This is a genomic window from Pseudomonas sp. MWU13-2862, assembly GCF_023242495.1.
GTDB classification, from domain to species: Bacteria; Pseudomonadota; Gammaproteobacteria; order Pseudomonadales; family Pseudomonadaceae; genus Aquipseudomonas; species Aquipseudomonas gingeri_D.
Genome location: NZ_JALMEZ010000017.1, coordinates 31,391 through 46,526, shown reverse-complemented (window position 1 = coordinate 46,526; position 15,136 = coordinate 31,391). Strand labels below are relative to the sequence as shown.

At 61.8% G+C, this 15,136-nt stretch carries 13 protein-coding genes; 4 read left to right on the top strand and 9 right to left on the bottom strand.

The annotated features are described in order from the left end of the window. Window positions 1–31 precede the first annotated feature (31 nt). Window positions 32–526, bottom strand: a complete 495-nt coding sequence (locus M5C56_RS26485; protein WP_100943648.1) for a DUF934 domain-containing protein — start codon at window positions 524–526, stop codon at window positions 32–34. Continuing rightward, entirely contained in the window at window positions 510–2,168 is a 1,659-nt protein-coding gene (locus M5C56_RS26480) for a nitrite/sulfite reductase (protein WP_103498877.1), read from the bottom strand. Before M5C56_RS26480 ends, M5C56_RS26485 begins: the two co-directional genes overlap by 17 nt. A 640-nt stretch (window positions 2,169–2,808) precedes the next feature. Here M5C56_RS26480 and M5C56_RS26475 point away from each other — a divergent pair. Next, window positions 2,809–3,882, top strand: coding sequence for an ABC transporter substrate-binding protein (locus tag M5C56_RS26475; protein ID WP_103494856.1), 1,074 nt, complete (start codon window positions 2,809–2,811; stop codon window positions 3,880–3,882). Between the two features lie 21 nt (window positions 3,883–3,903). On the opposite strand, the gene M5C56_RS26470 is transcribed toward M5C56_RS26475, so the two are convergent. Both M5C56_RS26470 and metH read right to left on the bottom strand, forming a co-directional pair. Next, window positions 3,904–4,122 (bottom strand): DUF2970 domain-containing protein, encoded by a 219-nt coding sequence (locus tag M5C56_RS26470; protein WP_103494827.1) that lies wholly within the window; start codon window positions 4,120–4,122, stop codon window positions 3,904–3,906. Between the two features lie 51 nt (window positions 4,123–4,173). Continuing rightward, window positions 4,174–7,884: a methionine synthase gene (gene metH, locus M5C56_RS26465; protein WP_103494828.1), complete on the bottom strand. Its 3,711-nt coding sequence runs from the start codon at window positions 7,882–7,884 to the stop codon at window positions 4,174–4,176. A gap of 154 nt (window positions 7,885–8,038) precedes the next feature. On the opposite strand from metH, the gene M5C56_RS26460 reads away from it, so the two are divergent. After that, the gene (locus tag M5C56_RS26460) at window positions 8,039–10,330 is read left to right on the top strand and encodes a fatty acid cis/trans isomerase (RefSeq protein WP_103494829.1); all 2,292 of its coding nucleotides are present in this window, start codon (window positions 8,039–8,041) and stop codon (window positions 10,328–10,330) included. A gap of 9 nt (window positions 10,331–10,339) precedes the next feature. Here M5C56_RS26460 and M5C56_RS26455 read toward each other — a convergent pair whose 3' ends face one another. Next, on the bottom strand, window positions 10,340–11,104 hold the full coding sequence (locus tag M5C56_RS26455; RefSeq protein ID WP_103494830.1) for a helix-turn-helix transcriptional regulator: 765 nt from the start codon (window positions 11,102–11,104) through the stop codon (window positions 10,340–10,342). A 117-nt stretch (window positions 11,105–11,221) separates the two neighbouring features. Between M5C56_RS26455 and M5C56_RS26450 the strand changes: the two genes are divergently transcribed. Both M5C56_RS26450 and nfuA read left to right on the top strand, forming a co-directional pair. Then, a complete protein-coding gene (locus M5C56_RS26450) occupies window positions 11,222–12,100 on the top strand; it encodes an EamA family transporter (protein ID WP_103494831.1) in 879 nt (292 codons plus the stop codon). 57 nt (window positions 12,101–12,157) lie between these two features. Beyond that, on the top strand, window positions 12,158–12,742 hold the full coding sequence (gene nfuA, locus M5C56_RS26445; protein ID WP_100943656.1) for a Fe-S biogenesis protein NfuA: 585 nt from the start codon (window positions 12,158–12,160) through the stop codon (window positions 12,740–12,742). Window positions 12,743–12,821: 79 nt separating this feature from the next. Here nfuA and M5C56_RS26440 read toward each other — a convergent pair whose 3' ends face one another. From M5C56_RS26440 to M5C56_RS26425, 4 genes are all read right to left on the bottom strand, one after another. Beyond that, window positions 12,822–13,247 carry an NUDIX hydrolase gene (locus M5C56_RS26440; protein WP_103494832.1) on the bottom strand — a complete coding sequence of 142 codons (426 nt, stop codon included), beginning with the start codon at window positions 13,245–13,247 and terminating at the stop codon, window positions 12,822–12,824. Between the two features lie 19 nt (window positions 13,248–13,266). After that, window positions 13,267–14,013 (bottom strand): precorrin-4 C(11)-methyltransferase, encoded by a 747-nt coding sequence (cobM, locus tag M5C56_RS26435; protein WP_103494833.1) that lies wholly within the window; start codon window positions 14,011–14,013, stop codon window positions 13,267–13,269. A 62-nt stretch (window positions 14,014–14,075) separates the two neighbouring features. Beyond that, complete coding sequence (locus tag M5C56_RS26430) at window positions 14,076–14,501, bottom strand: cobalamin biosynthesis protein (RefSeq protein WP_103494834.1); 426 nt, start codon at window positions 14,499–14,501, stop codon at window positions 14,076–14,078. Between the two features lie 37 nt (window positions 14,502–14,538). Further along, entirely contained in the window at window positions 14,539–14,895 is a 357-nt protein-coding gene (locus M5C56_RS26425; protein WP_103494835.1) for a response regulator, read from the bottom strand. Window positions 14,896–15,136: the final 241 nt, after the last annotated feature.

The window sequence follows — 15,136 nt, the reverse complement described above, 5'->3', positions numbered from 1 at the left end:
GGGTGCCTGGAGGCACCCGGCCGGACAAGCTTCAGCGGCGACGGAACAGCGGCAGCGGTTCGTCGGTGGCGGCCTGGTAGGTCACCGAGAAGTCCTTGAGGCTTTCCAGGGCTTCGTAGGGGTCCTTGTCCGCACGCAGGGCGTAGGCGTCGAAACCGCAACGGTGCAGGTAGAACAACTGGTCGCGCAGCACATCGCCAATCGCCCGCAGCTCGCCCTTGTAACCGTAACGGTCACGCAGCAGGCGGGCATTGGAGTAGTTGCGGCCGTCGGTGAAGGCCGGGAAGTTCAGCGCGATGACCTGGAAGTGTTGCACGTCATCGCCGATTTCCTCGGCTTCTTCATCGGCGTCCAGCCACACGCCCAGGCCGCCGTCGCGGGCCTTGAGGGCGTGGGCGTGCTCGCGCCACAGGGCCAGCGGCACGATCAGGTCGTCGCAGTTGGAGATGCCGTCGAAGGACGCGTCCTTGGGCAGCAGGTGCCAGGTCTCGTCGATAACGGCGTTGTTCTTAATGATTCGCTGCATAGACGCGCTCCTTGAAGGGGTCGATACCGATTCGCTGGTAAGTGTCGATGAAGCGTTCGTCTTCGGTACGTTTTTCCACGTAGACGTCGATCAGTTTCTCGATCACGTCGGGCATGGCCTCCTGGGCGAAGGACGGGCCGAGGATCTTGCCCAGGCTGGCGTCACGGCTGGCGCTGCCGCCGAGGGACACCTGGTAGAACTCTTCGCCTTTCTTGTCCACCCCGAGAATGCCGATATGGCCGACGTGGTGGTGGCCGCAGGCGTTCATGCAACCGGAAATGTTCAGGTCCAGTTCGCCGATATCGAACAGGTAGTCCAGATCGTCGAAGCGGCGCTGGATCGACTCGGCGATCGGGATCGACTTGGCGTTGGCCAGGGAGCAGAAGTCGCCGCCCGGGCAGCAGATGATATCGGTCAGCAGGCCGATGTTCGGCGTGGCGAAACCGTTTTCGCGCAGTTCGCCCCAGAGGGTGAACAACTGGCTCTGTTCCACGTCGGCGAGAATGATGTTCTGCTCGTGGGAGGTGCGCAGTTGGCCGAAGCTGTAGCGGTCGGCCAGGTCGGCGATGGCATCGAATTGCTTGTCGGTCACGTCGCCCGGGGCTACGCCGGTGGGCTTGAGGGACAAGGTCACGGCCACATAGCCGGGCTTTTTATGGGCCAGGGTGTTACGAGTGCGCCAGCGGGCGAAACCCGGGTGCTGCTGGTCCAGTTCGGCCAGTTCAGCGACCTGGTTGTCCAGGACCTTGTAGTCCGGGTCGACGAAGTGCTTGGCGACGCGATGGACTTCTGCCTCGGTGAGGGTGGTCTGGCCGCCGCGCAGGTGGACCATCTCGGCGTCGACTTTCTCGGCGAAGACTTCCGGGGTCAAGGCCTTGACCAGGATCTTGATCCGCGCCTTGTACTTGTTGTCGCGACGGCCGTAGCGGTTGTAGACCCGCAGGATGGCATCGAGATAGCTCAACAGGTCCTGCCACGGCAGGAACTCGTTGATAAAGGCACCGACCACCGGGGTACGGCCCAGGCCACCACCGACCAGGACCCGGAAGCCCAGTTCGCCGGCGGCGTTATGCACCGGCTCCAGGCCGATGTCGTGGACTTCGATGGCCGCGCGGTCCGAGGTCGAGCCGTTGATGGCTATCTTGAACTTGCGCGGCAGGTAGGCGAACTCCGGGTGGAAGGTGGTCCACTGGCGGACAATCTCGCACCAAGGGCGCGGGTCGATCAACTCGTCGGCGGCGACACCGGCAAACTGATCGGTGGTGACGTTGCGCAGGCAGTTGCCGCTGGTCTGGATCGCGTGCATCTGCACGGTGGCCAGCTCGGCGAGAATCTCCGGCACGTCTTCCAGCGCCGGCCAGTTGAACTGCACGTTCTGCCGGGTACTGACGTGGGCGTAGCCCTTGTCGTAGTCGCGGGCGATCCGCGCCATCATTCGCGCCTGGCGCGACGTCAGCTGACCATAAGGCACGGCAACCCGCAGCATCGGGGCGAAACGCTGGACATACAGGCCATTTTGCAGACGCAGCGGGCGGAACTCTTCTTCGCTCAGCTCACCTGCCAGATAGCGTCGGGTCTGATCACGGAACTGCTTGACGCGGTCCTCGATGATCCGCTGATCGTACTCGTCGTATACGTACATATAGATCCTGTTCTCAGGCTTCATAAATACCCCCGGCGCTCCAGGCCCCCGGGGTATCTCAACAATTCTGCGCGCACGGCCGCGCACTCCATTGACGGAGCCGGCGCACGATAGCAGTTTGCAGTTATGCGTAAAAGTGATGTTTGAGTATATGCACAGAACCAAAACGACTAACGTTCGTCGACGAACCATAACCCTGTTTGTGGTATGGGCAATTCTCTACTTAACTATCAGCGAGTTTGCAGCAATCACCGATAAAACCGACAAGAGGCGATGCGATGAGCAATCCAGTCAAAGCAAGGAAAAGCGACAGCACGGTTGATGCCTGGGCGATCCTGTTCCTGATCATCCTGGTGGTGGCCACCGCTGTATTCTGGGTCAGTCACAAATAAGGCGGCACCTGCCGTCACACGGATGCACAATCTGCCGTAACTGTAGGAGCGAGCTTGCTCGCGATGAACGCAAGGGCACTGCGCTTATCCGAGGCCCCGCGTTATCGTTGACGTCCATCGCGAGCAAGCTCGCTCCTACATTCCATAGCGTTTTTATGGTGAGAGTTGTCGGACAATTCCGATGGTCTGCCGCAAGGTACAGGCAATTTGCCTGTATGATACGCCGCTATTTTCCGGGGCGCGGTGACATGCTGAAGACTCTCTGCAAAGGCTTGCTGATCCTGAGCCTGCCGTTCTGGATGGTGGCCCAGGCCACCACGGTGGTGTTTCTCAATCCTGGTTATTCCACGGAGCCGTTCTGGGTCAGCTATGCCCATTTCATGCAGGCGGCCGCGAGCAATCTCGGCATGGACCTGACGGTGCGTTATGGCGAGCGCGACCCGCAAACCAGTCTCGCCCAGGCTTACGAAACCCTGCAGGCCACGCACCCTCCCGATTACCTGATATTCGTCAATGAGCAGTCCGTGGCCCCGCAAATCCTGCGGATGGCCCAGGGCCGCGGGGTCAAGCTGTTCATTGTCAACAACCGCTTGACCGCGGAGCAGAGCGAGCGGCTCGGTGACGTACCGGAGCTGCTGGGCAGCATGGTGCAGAACGACGAACAGGGCGGCTACCTGATGCTCAAGGAGCTGGTCCGGCAACGCTCGTTGCAGGCGCCCGGCCAGCCCATTGATTTGCTGGCCTTTGCCGGGATGAAGCTCACTCCGGCCTCGCAACTGCGCGAGCAAGGCCTGCGTCGGGCGCTGGCGGAGTTCCCGCAGGTGCATCTGCGGCAGTTGGTCTACGGCGAGTGGAGTCGCGCCCGCGCCTTTGATCAAGCCGAGCAGATGATTCGGCGCTATCCGCAGACGTCACTGGTCTGGGCGGCCAACGATGAAATGGCCCTGGGCGCCATGGCTGCCTTCGAAAAGGCGGGTCGCCGGCCTGGACGGGATGTCCTGTTCAGTGCCGTCAACAGTTCTGCGGATATTCTCCGGGCGCGTATCGACGGGCGCCTGAGCGTGCTGGTGGCCGGGCACTTCACCCTGGGTGGCTGGGCGATGGTGCTGCTGCGTGATCATGCCGACGGAGTCGACTTTACCCACTATGGTGGCCGTGATCGGCAGGTCCAGGCACTTGAACTGATCGACAAGGCCCAGGCCGAGAAACTGTTGCGCTTCAGCACCAACGAGGATTACCGCGTGGATTTCAGGGCTCTGAGTGCCCGCGGCAAGTCGGGCAGCTACCGTTATCCGTTCACCCTGAAAACCGTACTGCCCTGAGTTCGGCCGCGCCTGCCGGTGTCATACGCCGGCGAAGTGCAGCACCAGCTTGACCACCCCGTAGAGCGTCAGACCGAAGATCGCGGTGAACAGGATGCCAATCATCACGAAGTGGCTCGGTTTGCCATGGGTAAAGTCACGGGCACGGTTTTTCCCGCTTTGTACGCCAAAGGCCGCCGCCATGACGCTATGGAGCATTTGCCAGAAGGTCGGCGGCTTGTTGTCGAGCGGATCGTCCATGGAGTCCTCCACACACAAGGTTGTGTGTGGAGAGCATAGACAATTCTCCCGTTAGTTGTCGTAGCCCAGGTTCGGTGCCAGCCAGCGCTCACTGACACTCAGCTCCTGGCCCTTGCGCGCGGTGTAGCTTTCGACCTGGTCCTTGTCGACCTTGCCGACGGCGAAGTACTGCGCCTGCGGATGGGCGAAATACCAGCCGCTGACCGCCGCCGCCGGGAACATCGCGTAGTGCTCGGTGAGGAACACGCCGCTGTCGCCGGCCTTGCCTTCGCTGGCCGCCGGGTCGAGCAGGGCGAACAGGGTGCCTTTCTCGGTGTGGTCGGGGCAGGCCGGGTAGCCGGGCGCCGGACGAATACCGCTGTACTGCTCCTTGATCAGCGCGTCGTTGTCCAGTTGCTCGTCCTTGGCATAACCCCAGTAGTTTTTCCGCACCTGTTGGTGCAGCCACTCGGCACAGGCCTCGGCCAGGCGGTCGGCGAGGGCCTTGACCATGATCGAGTTGTAGTCGTCGCCCTTGTCCTGATAGGCCTTGGCGACTTCTTCGGCGCCGATCCCTGCGGTGGTGATAAAGCCGCCCACGTAGTCGGTCAGGCCGCTGTCTTTCGGCGCGACGAAGTCGGCCAGGGAGAAGTTCGGCTTGCCGTCGGTCTTGATGATCTGCTGGCGCAGGTGATGCAGCTTGGCCAGTGGCTGGCCATCGGCGCCGTAGACTTCCAGGTCATCGTCCTGCACCTGGTTGGCCGGCCAGAAGCCGAACACCGCGCGGGCGCTGATCAGTTTCTCGTTGATCAGCTTGTCGAGCATTTCCCGGGCATCGGCATAGAGCGCGGTTGCGGCTTCGCCGACCACTTCATCCTCGAGAATGCGCGGGAATTTGCCGGCCAGGTCCCAGGAGATAAAGAACGGGGTCCAGTCGATGTATTCGGCGAGGACCCTGAGATCGATATTGTCCAGCACCTTGGTGCCGGTGAAGGTCGGTTTGACCGGCTGGTAGGTGCTCCAGTCGAACTGCGGCTTCTTGGCGACGGCCACCGGGTAGCTCAGGCGCTCGGTACGGGCGCTGCGGTTGGCGGTGCGCTCGCGGACCTCGACGTACTCCTCGCGGGTCCTCTGGACGAAGCCGGGCTTGAGTTCCTTGGACAGCAACTGGGTCGCGACGCCGACGGCGCGGGAGGCGTCGGTGACATAGACCACCGCATCGTTGCTGTAGCGCGGTTCGATCTTCACCGCGGTGTGGGCCTTGGAGGTGGTCGCGCCGCCGATCATCAGCGGCAGGTGGAAGTCCTGGCGCTGCATTTCCCGGGCGACATGGACCATTTCATCCAGCGACGGGGTGATCAGCCCGGACAGGCCGATGATGTCGCACTTCTGCTCCTTGGCCACCTGGAGGATTTTCTCCGCCGGGACCATTACGCCGAGGTCGACGATATCGTAGCCGTTGCAACCGAGGACCACGCCGACGATGTTCTTGCCGATGTCGTGGACGTCGCCCTTGACCGTGGCCATGAGGATCTTGCCCTTGGCTTCCGGCTTGTCGCCTTTTTCCAGCTCGATGAACGGGATCAGGTGGGCCACCGCCTGCTTCATCACCCGGGCGGACTTCACTACCTGGGGCAGGAACATCTTCCCGGCGCCGAACAGGTCGCCGACGATGTTCATGCCGGACATCAGCGGGCCTTCGATCACTTCGATCGGGCGCTTGAAGGACTGGCGCGACTCTTCGGTGTCTTCAACGATGTGGGTGGTGATGCCCTTGACCAGCGCATGTTCCAGGCGCTTGTTGACGGGCCAGCCACGCCACTCTTCGGTCTCGGCTTCCTTGACGCTGCCGTCGCCCTTGTACTTGTCGGCGATGGCGAGGAGGGCGTCGGTGCCTTCCGGGGTGCGGTTGAGGATCACGTCCTCGACGGCGTCACGCAGTTCCGCCGGGATCTGGTCGTAGATCTCCAGCTGGCCGGCGTTGACGATACCCATGGTCAGGCCGTTGCGGATCGCGTACAGCAGGAACACCGAGTGAATCGCCTCGCGTACCGGGTTGTTGCCGCGGAACGAGAACGATACGTTGGACACGCCGCCGCTGGTCAGTGCGTGGGGCAGCTCGTCGCGGATATAGGCGCAGGCATTGATGAAATCGACGGCGTAGTTGTTGTGTTCCTCGATGCCGGTGGCGACGGCAAAGATGTTCGGGTCGAAGATGATGTCTTCCGGTGGGAAGCCGACTTCATTCACCAGGATGTCGTAGGAGCGTTTGCAGATTTCCTTCTTGCGCGCTTCGGTGTCGGCCTGGCCGGCTTCGTCGAAGGCCATCACCACCACGGCGGCGCCGTAGCGCTTGCACAGTTTGGCGTGATGAATGAACTGCTCGACCCCTTCCTTCATGCTGATGGAGTTGACGATGCCCTTGCCCTGGATGCACTTGAGGCCGGCTTCGATCACTTCCCACTTGGAGGAGTCGATCATGATCGGTACGCGGGAGATATCCGGCTCACCGGCGATCAGGTTGAGGAAGGTGACCATGGCCTTCTTCGAGTCGAGCATGCCCTCGTCCATGTTGATGTCGATCACCTGGGCACCGGCTTCCACCTGCTGCAGGGCGACTTCAAGGGCTTCGGTGTAGTTGTCCTCGCGGATCAGCCGGGCGAACTTGGCGGAACCGGTGATATTGGTCCGTTCGCCGACGTTGACGAACAACGACTGGCGATCGATGGTGAACGGCTCCAGGCCGGACAGGCGGCAGGCCTTTGGGATGTCCGGAATGGGGCGTGGCGCGTAACCGGCCACCGCCTTGGCGATGGCGCCGATATGGCCGGGAGTGGTCCCGCAGCAACCGCCGACGATGTTCAGGAAACCGCTCTGGGCGAATTCCTCGATGACCTTGGCGGTCTCTTCCGGCAGTTCGTCGTACTCGCCGAATTCGTTTGGCAGGCCGGCGTTGGGGTGCGCGGACACGTGGGTGCTGGCCTTGTTCGACAGCTCTTCCAGGTAAGGGCGCAACTCGCTGGCGCCGAGGGCGCAGTTCAGGCCCACCGAGATCGGCTTGGCGTGGGCCACGGAGTTCCAGAAGGCTTCGGTGGTCTGGCCGGACAGGGTGCGGCCGGAGGCATCGGTGATGGTCCCGGAGATCATGATCGGCAGTTCGAAGCCCAGCTCTTCATACACGCCTTGCACGGCGAAGATCGCCGCCTTGGCGTTGAGGGTGTCGAAGATGGTCTCGATCAGGATCAGGTCGGCGCCGCCTTCGATCAGGCCCTTGGTGGCCTCGGTGTAGTTTTCCACCAGTTCATCGAAGGTCACGTTGCGGTAGCCGGGGTTGTTCACGTCCGGCGACAGCGAGCAGGTACGGCTGGTCGGGCCGAGCACGCCGGCGACGAAACGTGGCTTGTCCGGGGTCTCCAGGGTTTTCGCGTCGGCCACCTTGCGGGCCAGGCGCGCGCCTTCCACGTTCAGTTCGTAGACCAGCGCTTCCATGCCATAGTCGGCCTGGGACACCTGGGTGGCGTTGAAGGTGTTGGTTTCCAGGATATCCGCGCCGGCATCCAGGTAGGCCTTCTCGATCGAGCCGATCACATCCGGGCGGGTGATGACCAGCAGGTCGTTGTTGCCCTTTACATCGCTGGGCCAGTCGGCGAAACGTTTGCCGCGATAGTCCTGCTCCTCGAGCTTGTAGCTCTGGATCATGGTGCCCATGCCGCCGTCGAGAATCAGGATGCGCTCTTTGAGAGCTTTCTGGAGAGCTTGAAGGCGAACGCTGCGATCGGACATGGAAACTACCTGGAAAGGACGGATACAGAAGAGCCGCGATGATAGCAAACCTGTGCGCTTTTAGAGCATTCCAAGGTTTTGCATGAATATCACTCATGTTTAAGACGCAATGAGGCTGTAGAATCGTCGCGTTTTTACTTCAAGGATCAGGACCATGCCGTACCGTTTTTTCAGCGCTTTCCTACTGCTGGTGCTTAGCAGTATCACCCAGGCGCAAGACTCGGCTCCGGCGATTTCCTATACCCGCGACATTCAACCGATCTTCGCCGAGAAGTGCGTGGCTTGCCATGCGTGCTACGACGCGGCGTGCCAGCTCAACCTGGGCAGCGCCGAGGGCGCGGCGCGCGGCGCGTCGAAGATCCTGGTGTATAACGGCAACCGCAGTGAGGCCTCCCAGCCCACGCGCCTGTATATCGACGCCCATACCCCGCGCCAATGGCAACAGAAGCAGTTTTACTCCGTGCTGGATGCCCAGGGCAGCCAGGCCGCCCTGATGTCACGCATGTTGGAATTGGGTCATCGTACGCCCTTGCAGCCCAATGCCAAGTTGCCGGAAGACATCGTACTGGGCCTGAACCGCGAGAATATGTGCCCGATGCCCGGCGAGTTCGAGGTCTATGCCGATGCCCACCCGAAAGAGGGCATGCCGCTGGCCGTGACCGGGCTGACCGATCAGCAGTACCAGACCTTGCAACGTTGGCTGGCCTCCGGCGCGCCGATGGATGAACAGGCCCTGGCACCGAGTGCCAGGGAGTCGTTGCAGATTACCCAATGGGAAAACCTGCTCAACGCTCCGGGAGCCCGGGAAAGCCTGGTGGGGCGCTGGCTCTATGAACACTGGTTCCTGGCGCACATCTATTTCGAAGGGGGCGAGCCGGGACACTTTTTCCAGTGGGTGCGTTCGCGCACGCCGAGCGGCCAGCCGATCGAACTGATCAACACCCGCCAGCCGAACGATGACCCGGGCATCCAGGTGTATTACCGGTTATGGCCGGTGCAGGGCGTGATCGTGTACAAGACCCATATCACCTATGCCCTGAGCGCGGCGAAGATGGCGCGGATCAAGACCCTGTTCTACAGCGGCAACTGGCAGGTCACGGCCTCGCCGGGCTACGGCCCGCAGCGACGGGCCAACCCCTTCGAAACCTTCGAGGCGATCCCGGTGGCGGCGCGTTATCAGTTCATGCTCGATAACGCCGAATACTTCGTCGACACCTTTATCCGTGGGCCGGTCTGTCGCGGGCAGATTGCTACCGACGTGATTCGTGACAACTTCTGGGTGTTTTTCCAGGCCCCGGAACATGATCTGTACATCACCGATGCGGTTTATCGCGGTGCCGCGACGCCGCTGCTGGCGACGCCGGGGCAGAATGACGATGTCGGCAGTGTGTTGAGCCTGTGGCTGGCCTATCGCGACAAGCGCAACGAGTATGAGGCCTTGCGCAGGGATGCCTACGCCACTGTCCGGGCCCCGAGTTGGTCGAGCTTGTGGGCCGGCAACGACAATGCCTTGCTGAGCATTTTCCGCCATTTTGACAGCGCCACGGTGAGCAAGGGCCTGATCGGCGAGGTACCGCAAACCCTGTGGCTGTTCGACTACCCGCTGCTGGAGCGGACCTATTACCAGTTGGTGGTGAACTTCGACGTGTTTGGCAATGTGTCCCATCAGGCGCAGACCCGGCTGTACTTCGATCTGATCCGCAACGGTGCCGAACAGAACTTCCTGCGCCTGATGCCGGCTAATTCCCGCGATGGGTACCTCGACGACTGGTACCAGAACGGCGGCAAGCTGAAGATGTGGCTGGACTACGAGCGTATCGACGACAGCAAGCCGAGTGCCCTGAAGCTGGATGAAAAGGATCCGAAGGGCGACTTCGTCAGGCAACTGCTGGTGCGTTACGGCGATCTGAATGCGCACCCGGACCCGATCAACCGATGTGAGGGCGCGTACTGTTCGCGCCCGAACATCGACCCGGGACTGCAGGAGGCCGAACAGTCACTGAGTCGCCTGACTTCGCGGCCGGCGGCCGGGCTCAAGGTTGTCGAACAGTTGCCGGAGGCCACGATGCTGCGCATTGAAAGCCGTAGCGGCAAGCGTGAGATCTACAGCCTGTTGCGCAACCGTGCCCACAGCAACGTGGCCTTTATGCTTGGCGAGGCTTCTCGCTATCAGCCGGGGTTGGACACCGTGACCATTTATCCCGGGATCCTCAGCAGCTATCCGAATTTCATGTTCAATATTCCCGCCGATCAGGTGCCTGAGTTTGTCGATGCCATGGAGCAGTCCAAGGACGCCGCGAGCTTCGAAAAGATCGTCCAGCGCTGGGGGATTCGTCGCAGTCATCCGCAGTTCTGGCAGTATTTCCATGATTTGACGACTTACCTGCAGGAAACCGACCCGGTCAATGCCGGGGTGCTGGATATGAACCGCTACGAGAACCTTTGAGGGCAGGGGTCACTGGAAATAGCGACTGGGCGATTCGCCCAGCGCCCGGCGGAATACCGTGGCAAAGGCGCTCGGGCTGCTGTAGCCCAGTTCCATGGCTACTCGCGTCACCGCTTCGCCATTGCCCAGGCGGACGATCGCCGCCAGCAGGCATGCCTGTTGGCGCCATTCGACGAAGCTGACGCCGGTGTGCTGGCGGAACAGCCGGGTGAAGGTACGCCGGCTCATGCCAGCGCCTTGAGCCATCTCGTCGATAGCGATTTCCAGGGATGGCTGGTCGAGCAAGCGGCGGCAGATCCTGGCCAGGCGCGGTTCCCTGGGGAGCGGGGCGTTCAGTGCCAGCTTCGGCATCCTGGCGATTTCGTGGAGCAACAGGCCCAGCAGGTACTCGTCGCGCTCGCTGAGCGGGGCCGGGACCTGCGCCGCCTGCTCGAGCAACTGCCGCAGCAGCTCGGAAACCCCCAGTACCTGGCAGTCTTCGGCCAGCGCCAGACGTTGCTGGTCGGCCGGCAGAATATAAGCGTTGAGCATGGTCACCGGGCCGCGCATGCACATGGCGTGAGGGAGTCCGGCCGGAACCCAGATGGCGCGCCCCGGCGGCACGACCCAGTCGCCCTGGTCGGTAAATACCGTGATCACCCCACAGGCGGCATAGGCGAACTGGCCGCGTTCGTGGTTATGGTGGTCGAATCCCTGGTTGTCGGCATAGTCGTGGCGGGTGACGACCACCTCGCGTGAGGTGCTGGGATAAAAGTCGGTGGTGAGAATAGGCATGGCCCATTTTTAATTGAAGTTGACCTTGCATTGCAAGCGGGCCAGGTACGGGCATCGGCAAAGTAGTCGGGTACCGGCGAGTCATATCGCCGTTCCTGACTATCCGGATGGTTTGCCATGCAGAAAAAACACCTGTTGCTCGCCGTGCTGGTCACGGCTGTCTGGGGTTTGAACTTCCCCATCACCAAGCTGGGCCTGACCCACATCGATCCGCTGCTGCTGACGGCGCTGCGCTTTACCCTGGCCGCTCTGCCGTGGGTGTTTTTCATTCGCCGGCCGCAAGTGGCCATGTCCTGGATCGTCGCCTACGGTCTGATTTTCGGGGTCGCCATGTGGGGCCTGATCAACTTCGGCATCAGCCTGGGGGTTCCCCCCGGAACGGCGGCGCTGCTGATCCAGACCAGCGCCTTCTTCACCCTGGGCTGGGGCGTGTTGCTGTTTCGCGAGTCGTTGAGCGGGTCCCAGCTGCTCGGCGCACTGCTGGCGGCCCTGGGCCTGGCCTGCGTGCTGTGCGACAGCCCGGCGGGCGAGAGCCGCGCCGGGTTGCTGTTGATCGTGCTCAGCGCCGTCGCCTGGAGCCTGGGCAATGTGCTGATCAAGCTGTCCCGGGTCAAGGAGGTGTTCGCCTTCGTGGTCTGGGCCAGTCTGTTCGCGCCGCTGCCGCTGTTCCTGCTCACCTGGCTCAAGCACGGCGCGGCGCCCTTCGTCGCGCTGCCGGATCAGGTCGGGCCGGGCCTGCTGTTGTCCCTGGCGTTCCAGGTCTATGGCGCCACGCACCTGTGTTACTGGGGCTGGAACCTGTTGTTGCGCGAATACCCGCTGTCGCGGGTAGCACCACTGTCTCTGCTGATTCCGGTATTTGCCATTGTCGGTTCGATGCTGTTGCTCGGCACCTGGCCAAGCCCGGCGGGCTGGATCGCCAGCGCGCTGATTTTCTCGGCGTTGCTGGTGGGGGCGATCCGTTGGCGACCCCTGCTTTCCCGACAAAAATACTAGGACTTTGTCCGGCGGCTCGATTGGCGTAAACTGGCGGCAAGTCTGTGAGGAGATTCCATGAGCGCCATAACCATTACCGATGCCGCCCACGATTATCTGGCTGATCTGCTGTCGAAGCAGAACACCCCGGGGATCGGCATCCGCGTTTTCATTACCCAGCCGGGTACCCAGTACGCCGAAACCTGCATTGCCTACTGCAAGCCGGGTGAAGAAAAACCTGAAGACACCGCGCTGGGGCTGAAAAGCTTCACCGCGTGGATCGATTCCTTCAGCGAAGCCTTCCTCGATGATGCCGTGGTCGATTACGCCACCGACCGTATGGGCGGCCAGTTGACCATCAAGGCGCCAAACGCCAAGGTGCCGATGGTCAATGCCGACAGCCCGGTCAACGAGCGTATCAACTACTACCTGCAAACCGAAATCAACCCGGGGCTGGCCAGCCACGGCGGTCAGGTCAGCCTGATCGAGGTGGTTGAAGACGGCATCGCCGTGCTGCAGTTCGGCGGTGGTTGCCAGGGCTGCGGCCAGGCCGACGTGACCTTGCGCGAAGGCATCGAGCGCACCTTGCTCGAGCGGATTCCCGAGCTCAAGGGCGTACGTGATGTGACTGACCATACGCAGAAAGAAAACGCCTACTACTGAGTTCGGTAGCAGGGCGTTCGCTGTGTCCGGTTGGATAAAAAAACGGTGCCCGTGAGCACCGTTTTTCTATGGAGGTCATTCAGCGGGCTGTATTCTCCAGATAGTCACGCAACCGTTCCTGCAGATAGGGCACACCCAACGGGTGCTCCAGGTACTCGACAATCGACATCATTCGCCAATACTGGCCTTCGTCGCCAAACCGGATCGCCTCGATTTCCTTGCGGCTCAGTTGCCCCACCAGGAACCACGAATGGGTATTGGGCTGGGTGACACTGGGATAACGCCGTGCCCATTCGATGCGCTCAGCCCCGATACGCAGGGAAAACTCCTCGTCCAGCTCCCGCAGCGCGCATTCGCTCGGTGTTTCCTCACCTTCACGACCGCCGCCGGCAAAGTCCCAATGCCCGGGATAGGGGATGCTGTCCTTCATGTCACGCAGATAGGTCAGCAGCTCGTCGCCGCAGAGCAGGGCCAGCTTGGCGCCGGAGAACAGCGGTTCGGACATGGTGTTATCCCCCAAATGATCACGGTCGATAAAGGTGGGCATGGCCGGCCCGATACAGCGAAGACTCGCTGAAGTGGTCGCTGCCCAGCACGCGCCCCACCAGGATCAGGGCCGTGCGACGAAAGCCCTTGGCCTCGACCTGGGCCTGAATATCCGCGAGCGTCCCCACAACCCAGTCCTGATCGGGCCAGGTGGCGCGATGGATCACCGCGATCGGGCAGTCCGCGCCGTAATGCGGCAGCAGCTCCTCGATGATTTTAGCCAGATGCTTGACCCCCAGGTGAATGGCCATGGTCGCCCGGTGCTGGGCCAGGCTGGCCAACTCTTCTCCGGTCGGCATCGCGGTCTTGTCGGCATAACGGGTCAGGATCACGCTTTGGGAAATATCCGGCAGCGTCAGCTCGGCACCGAGCAGGGCCGCGCAGGCGGCGGTCGCGGTCACGCCGGGGACGATTTCATAGGCGATGCCCAGTTCGCGCAGGGGACGGATCTGCTCGCCGATGGCGCCGTAGAGCGACGGATCCCCGGAATGCACCCGCGCCACGTCCTGGCCCAGGGCATCGGCCGCCTTGATCAGGTCGATGATCTGTTCCAGGTGCAGTTCGGCGCTGTTGACCACCTGGCTGGCGCAGTGGCCTTGCAGGACGGCTTCGGGCACCAGGGAGCCGGCGTAGATGATCACCGGGCAACTGCGGATCAGGCGTTGGCCCTTGACGGTAATGAGTTCCGGGTCGCCGGGGCCGGCGCCGATGAAATAGACGGTCATGACACTCTCTGGACGGACTGCACAGGGCCTCACATGAACGATGTTCATGCAGGAGGAGGGGATTATCTAGGGTTTTGCCCGGTCCAGGCCAGCGCAAAGGTCGCCATGGGGTTCTTCTGCCGTGAAACCAGCAGGTTCGCCCGTGTTTGCCCCAACTGTTCGGCCAGGGCCAGCGCGGCACTTTCGGCCACGCCATGGCAGCCGGTCTGCTCGAAGGCCAGTCGGGAACGATGGCTGAGGCGTGGTTCGTAAGGCGCCAGCTCGGTCGCGCTGAAGAACACCAGCGGCAGGTTCAGGCGCTGCGCGAGTTCGAGCAGGCCCGGCTCAGCCTTTTTTCCGTCAATGCTCGCCAGCCCCTTGATCGCCTTGAGGTCGATTCCATGGGCCTGTAACGACTGCTCCAGCAACGCCTGCAGGGTCGAAGCGCTGCAGCCCTGGCGGCAGCCGAGGCCAATCGCAAGGACCGGCGTTGTCTGGGTTTGTGTCATGGGTGAGGCTCGGGGGGGATGGCGGGGCTGGAGTGAGTTATAGAATGCTTTTGATCTTGAGTCTCAGCTGATCGATGGAGAAGGGCTTGCCGATCACCTGCACGCCGGGCGCCAGCTCGATGCTTTCGGCGTAGCCGCTGGCAAACAGCACCGGCAGCCCGGGGCGCATCTGGCAGGCGGCCTTGGCCAACTCGCGGCCATCCATCTCGGGCAGTCCGACATCGGTCATCAGCAGGTCGATACGGGTATCGGCCTGTCTGAGAATATCCAGGGCCTTGTCGCTGCCGTCGGCCTCCAGGACATGGAACTCCAGTTCCTCCAGGACGTCGACGATCAGCATGCGCACAATGGCATCGTCTTCGACAACAAGGATGGTGGAGGTGGCTGCTGGCATAAGGGGGTATCCCAAAAGTGAAGGGTGGATCAAGGCCGCTGAAATGCTCTGCCTTCTGCATCAGTAAGCCACCAGGTCGGACAAGTTCCCACACTTGTACAAAAAAAACAAAGTGTACAAGATGATAGGCTAAGGTGAGTCATCACGTCACGGCAGTGCGGCCTGGGAAATTGCATTCTAAGCTGTGAGAAAAAAGTCGGTCTTTTATTCGTATATACGGCAGACTCCTTGATAATCAATA

Coding starts and splice junctions, on each gene's coding strand:
- M5C56_RS26460 (WP_103494829.1), top strand. CDS start 8,039: ATGCCGTACCGTTTTTTCAGCGCTTTCCTACTGCTGGTGCTTAGCAGT.
- M5C56_RS26485 (WP_100943648.1), bottom strand. CDS start 526: ATGCAGCGAATCATTAAGAACAACGCCGTTATCGACGAGACCTGGCAC.
- M5C56_RS26470 (WP_103494827.1), bottom strand. CDS start 4,122: ATGGACGATCCGCTCGACAACAAGCCGCCGACCTTCTGGCAAATGCTC.
- metH (WP_103494828.1), bottom strand. CDS start 7,884: ATGTCCGATCGCAGCGTTCGCCTTCAAGCTCTCCAGAAAGCTCTCAAA.
- cobM (WP_103494833.1), bottom strand. CDS start 14,013: ATGACCGTCTATTTCATCGGCGCCGGCCCCGGCGACCCGGAACTCATT.
- M5C56_RS26475 (WP_103494856.1), top strand. CDS start 2,809: ATGCTGAAGACTCTCTGCAAAGGCTTGCTGATCCTGAGCCTGCCGTTC.
- nfuA (WP_100943656.1), top strand. CDS start 12,158: ATGAGCGCCATAACCATTACCGATGCCGCCCACGATTATCTGGCTGAT.
- M5C56_RS26440 (WP_103494832.1), bottom strand. CDS start 13,247: ATGTCCGAACCGCTGTTCTCCGGCGCCAAGCTGGCCCTGCTCTGCGGC.
- M5C56_RS26450 (WP_103494831.1), top strand. CDS start 11,222: ATGCAGAAAAAACACCTGTTGCTCGCCGTGCTGGTCACGGCTGTCTGG.
- M5C56_RS26455 (WP_103494830.1), bottom strand. CDS start 11,104: ATGCCTATTCTCACCACCGACTTTTATCCCAGCACCTCACGCGAGGTG.
- M5C56_RS26430 (WP_103494834.1), bottom strand. CDS start 14,501: ATGACACAAACCCAGACAACGCCGGTCCTTGCGATTGGCCTCGGCTGC.
- M5C56_RS26425 (WP_103494835.1), bottom strand. CDS start 14,895: ATGCCAGCAGCCACCTCCACCATCCTTGTTGTCGAAGACGATGCCATT.
- M5C56_RS26480 (WP_103498877.1), bottom strand. CDS start 2,168: ATGTACGTATACGACGAGTACGATCAGCGGATCATCGAGGACCGCGTC.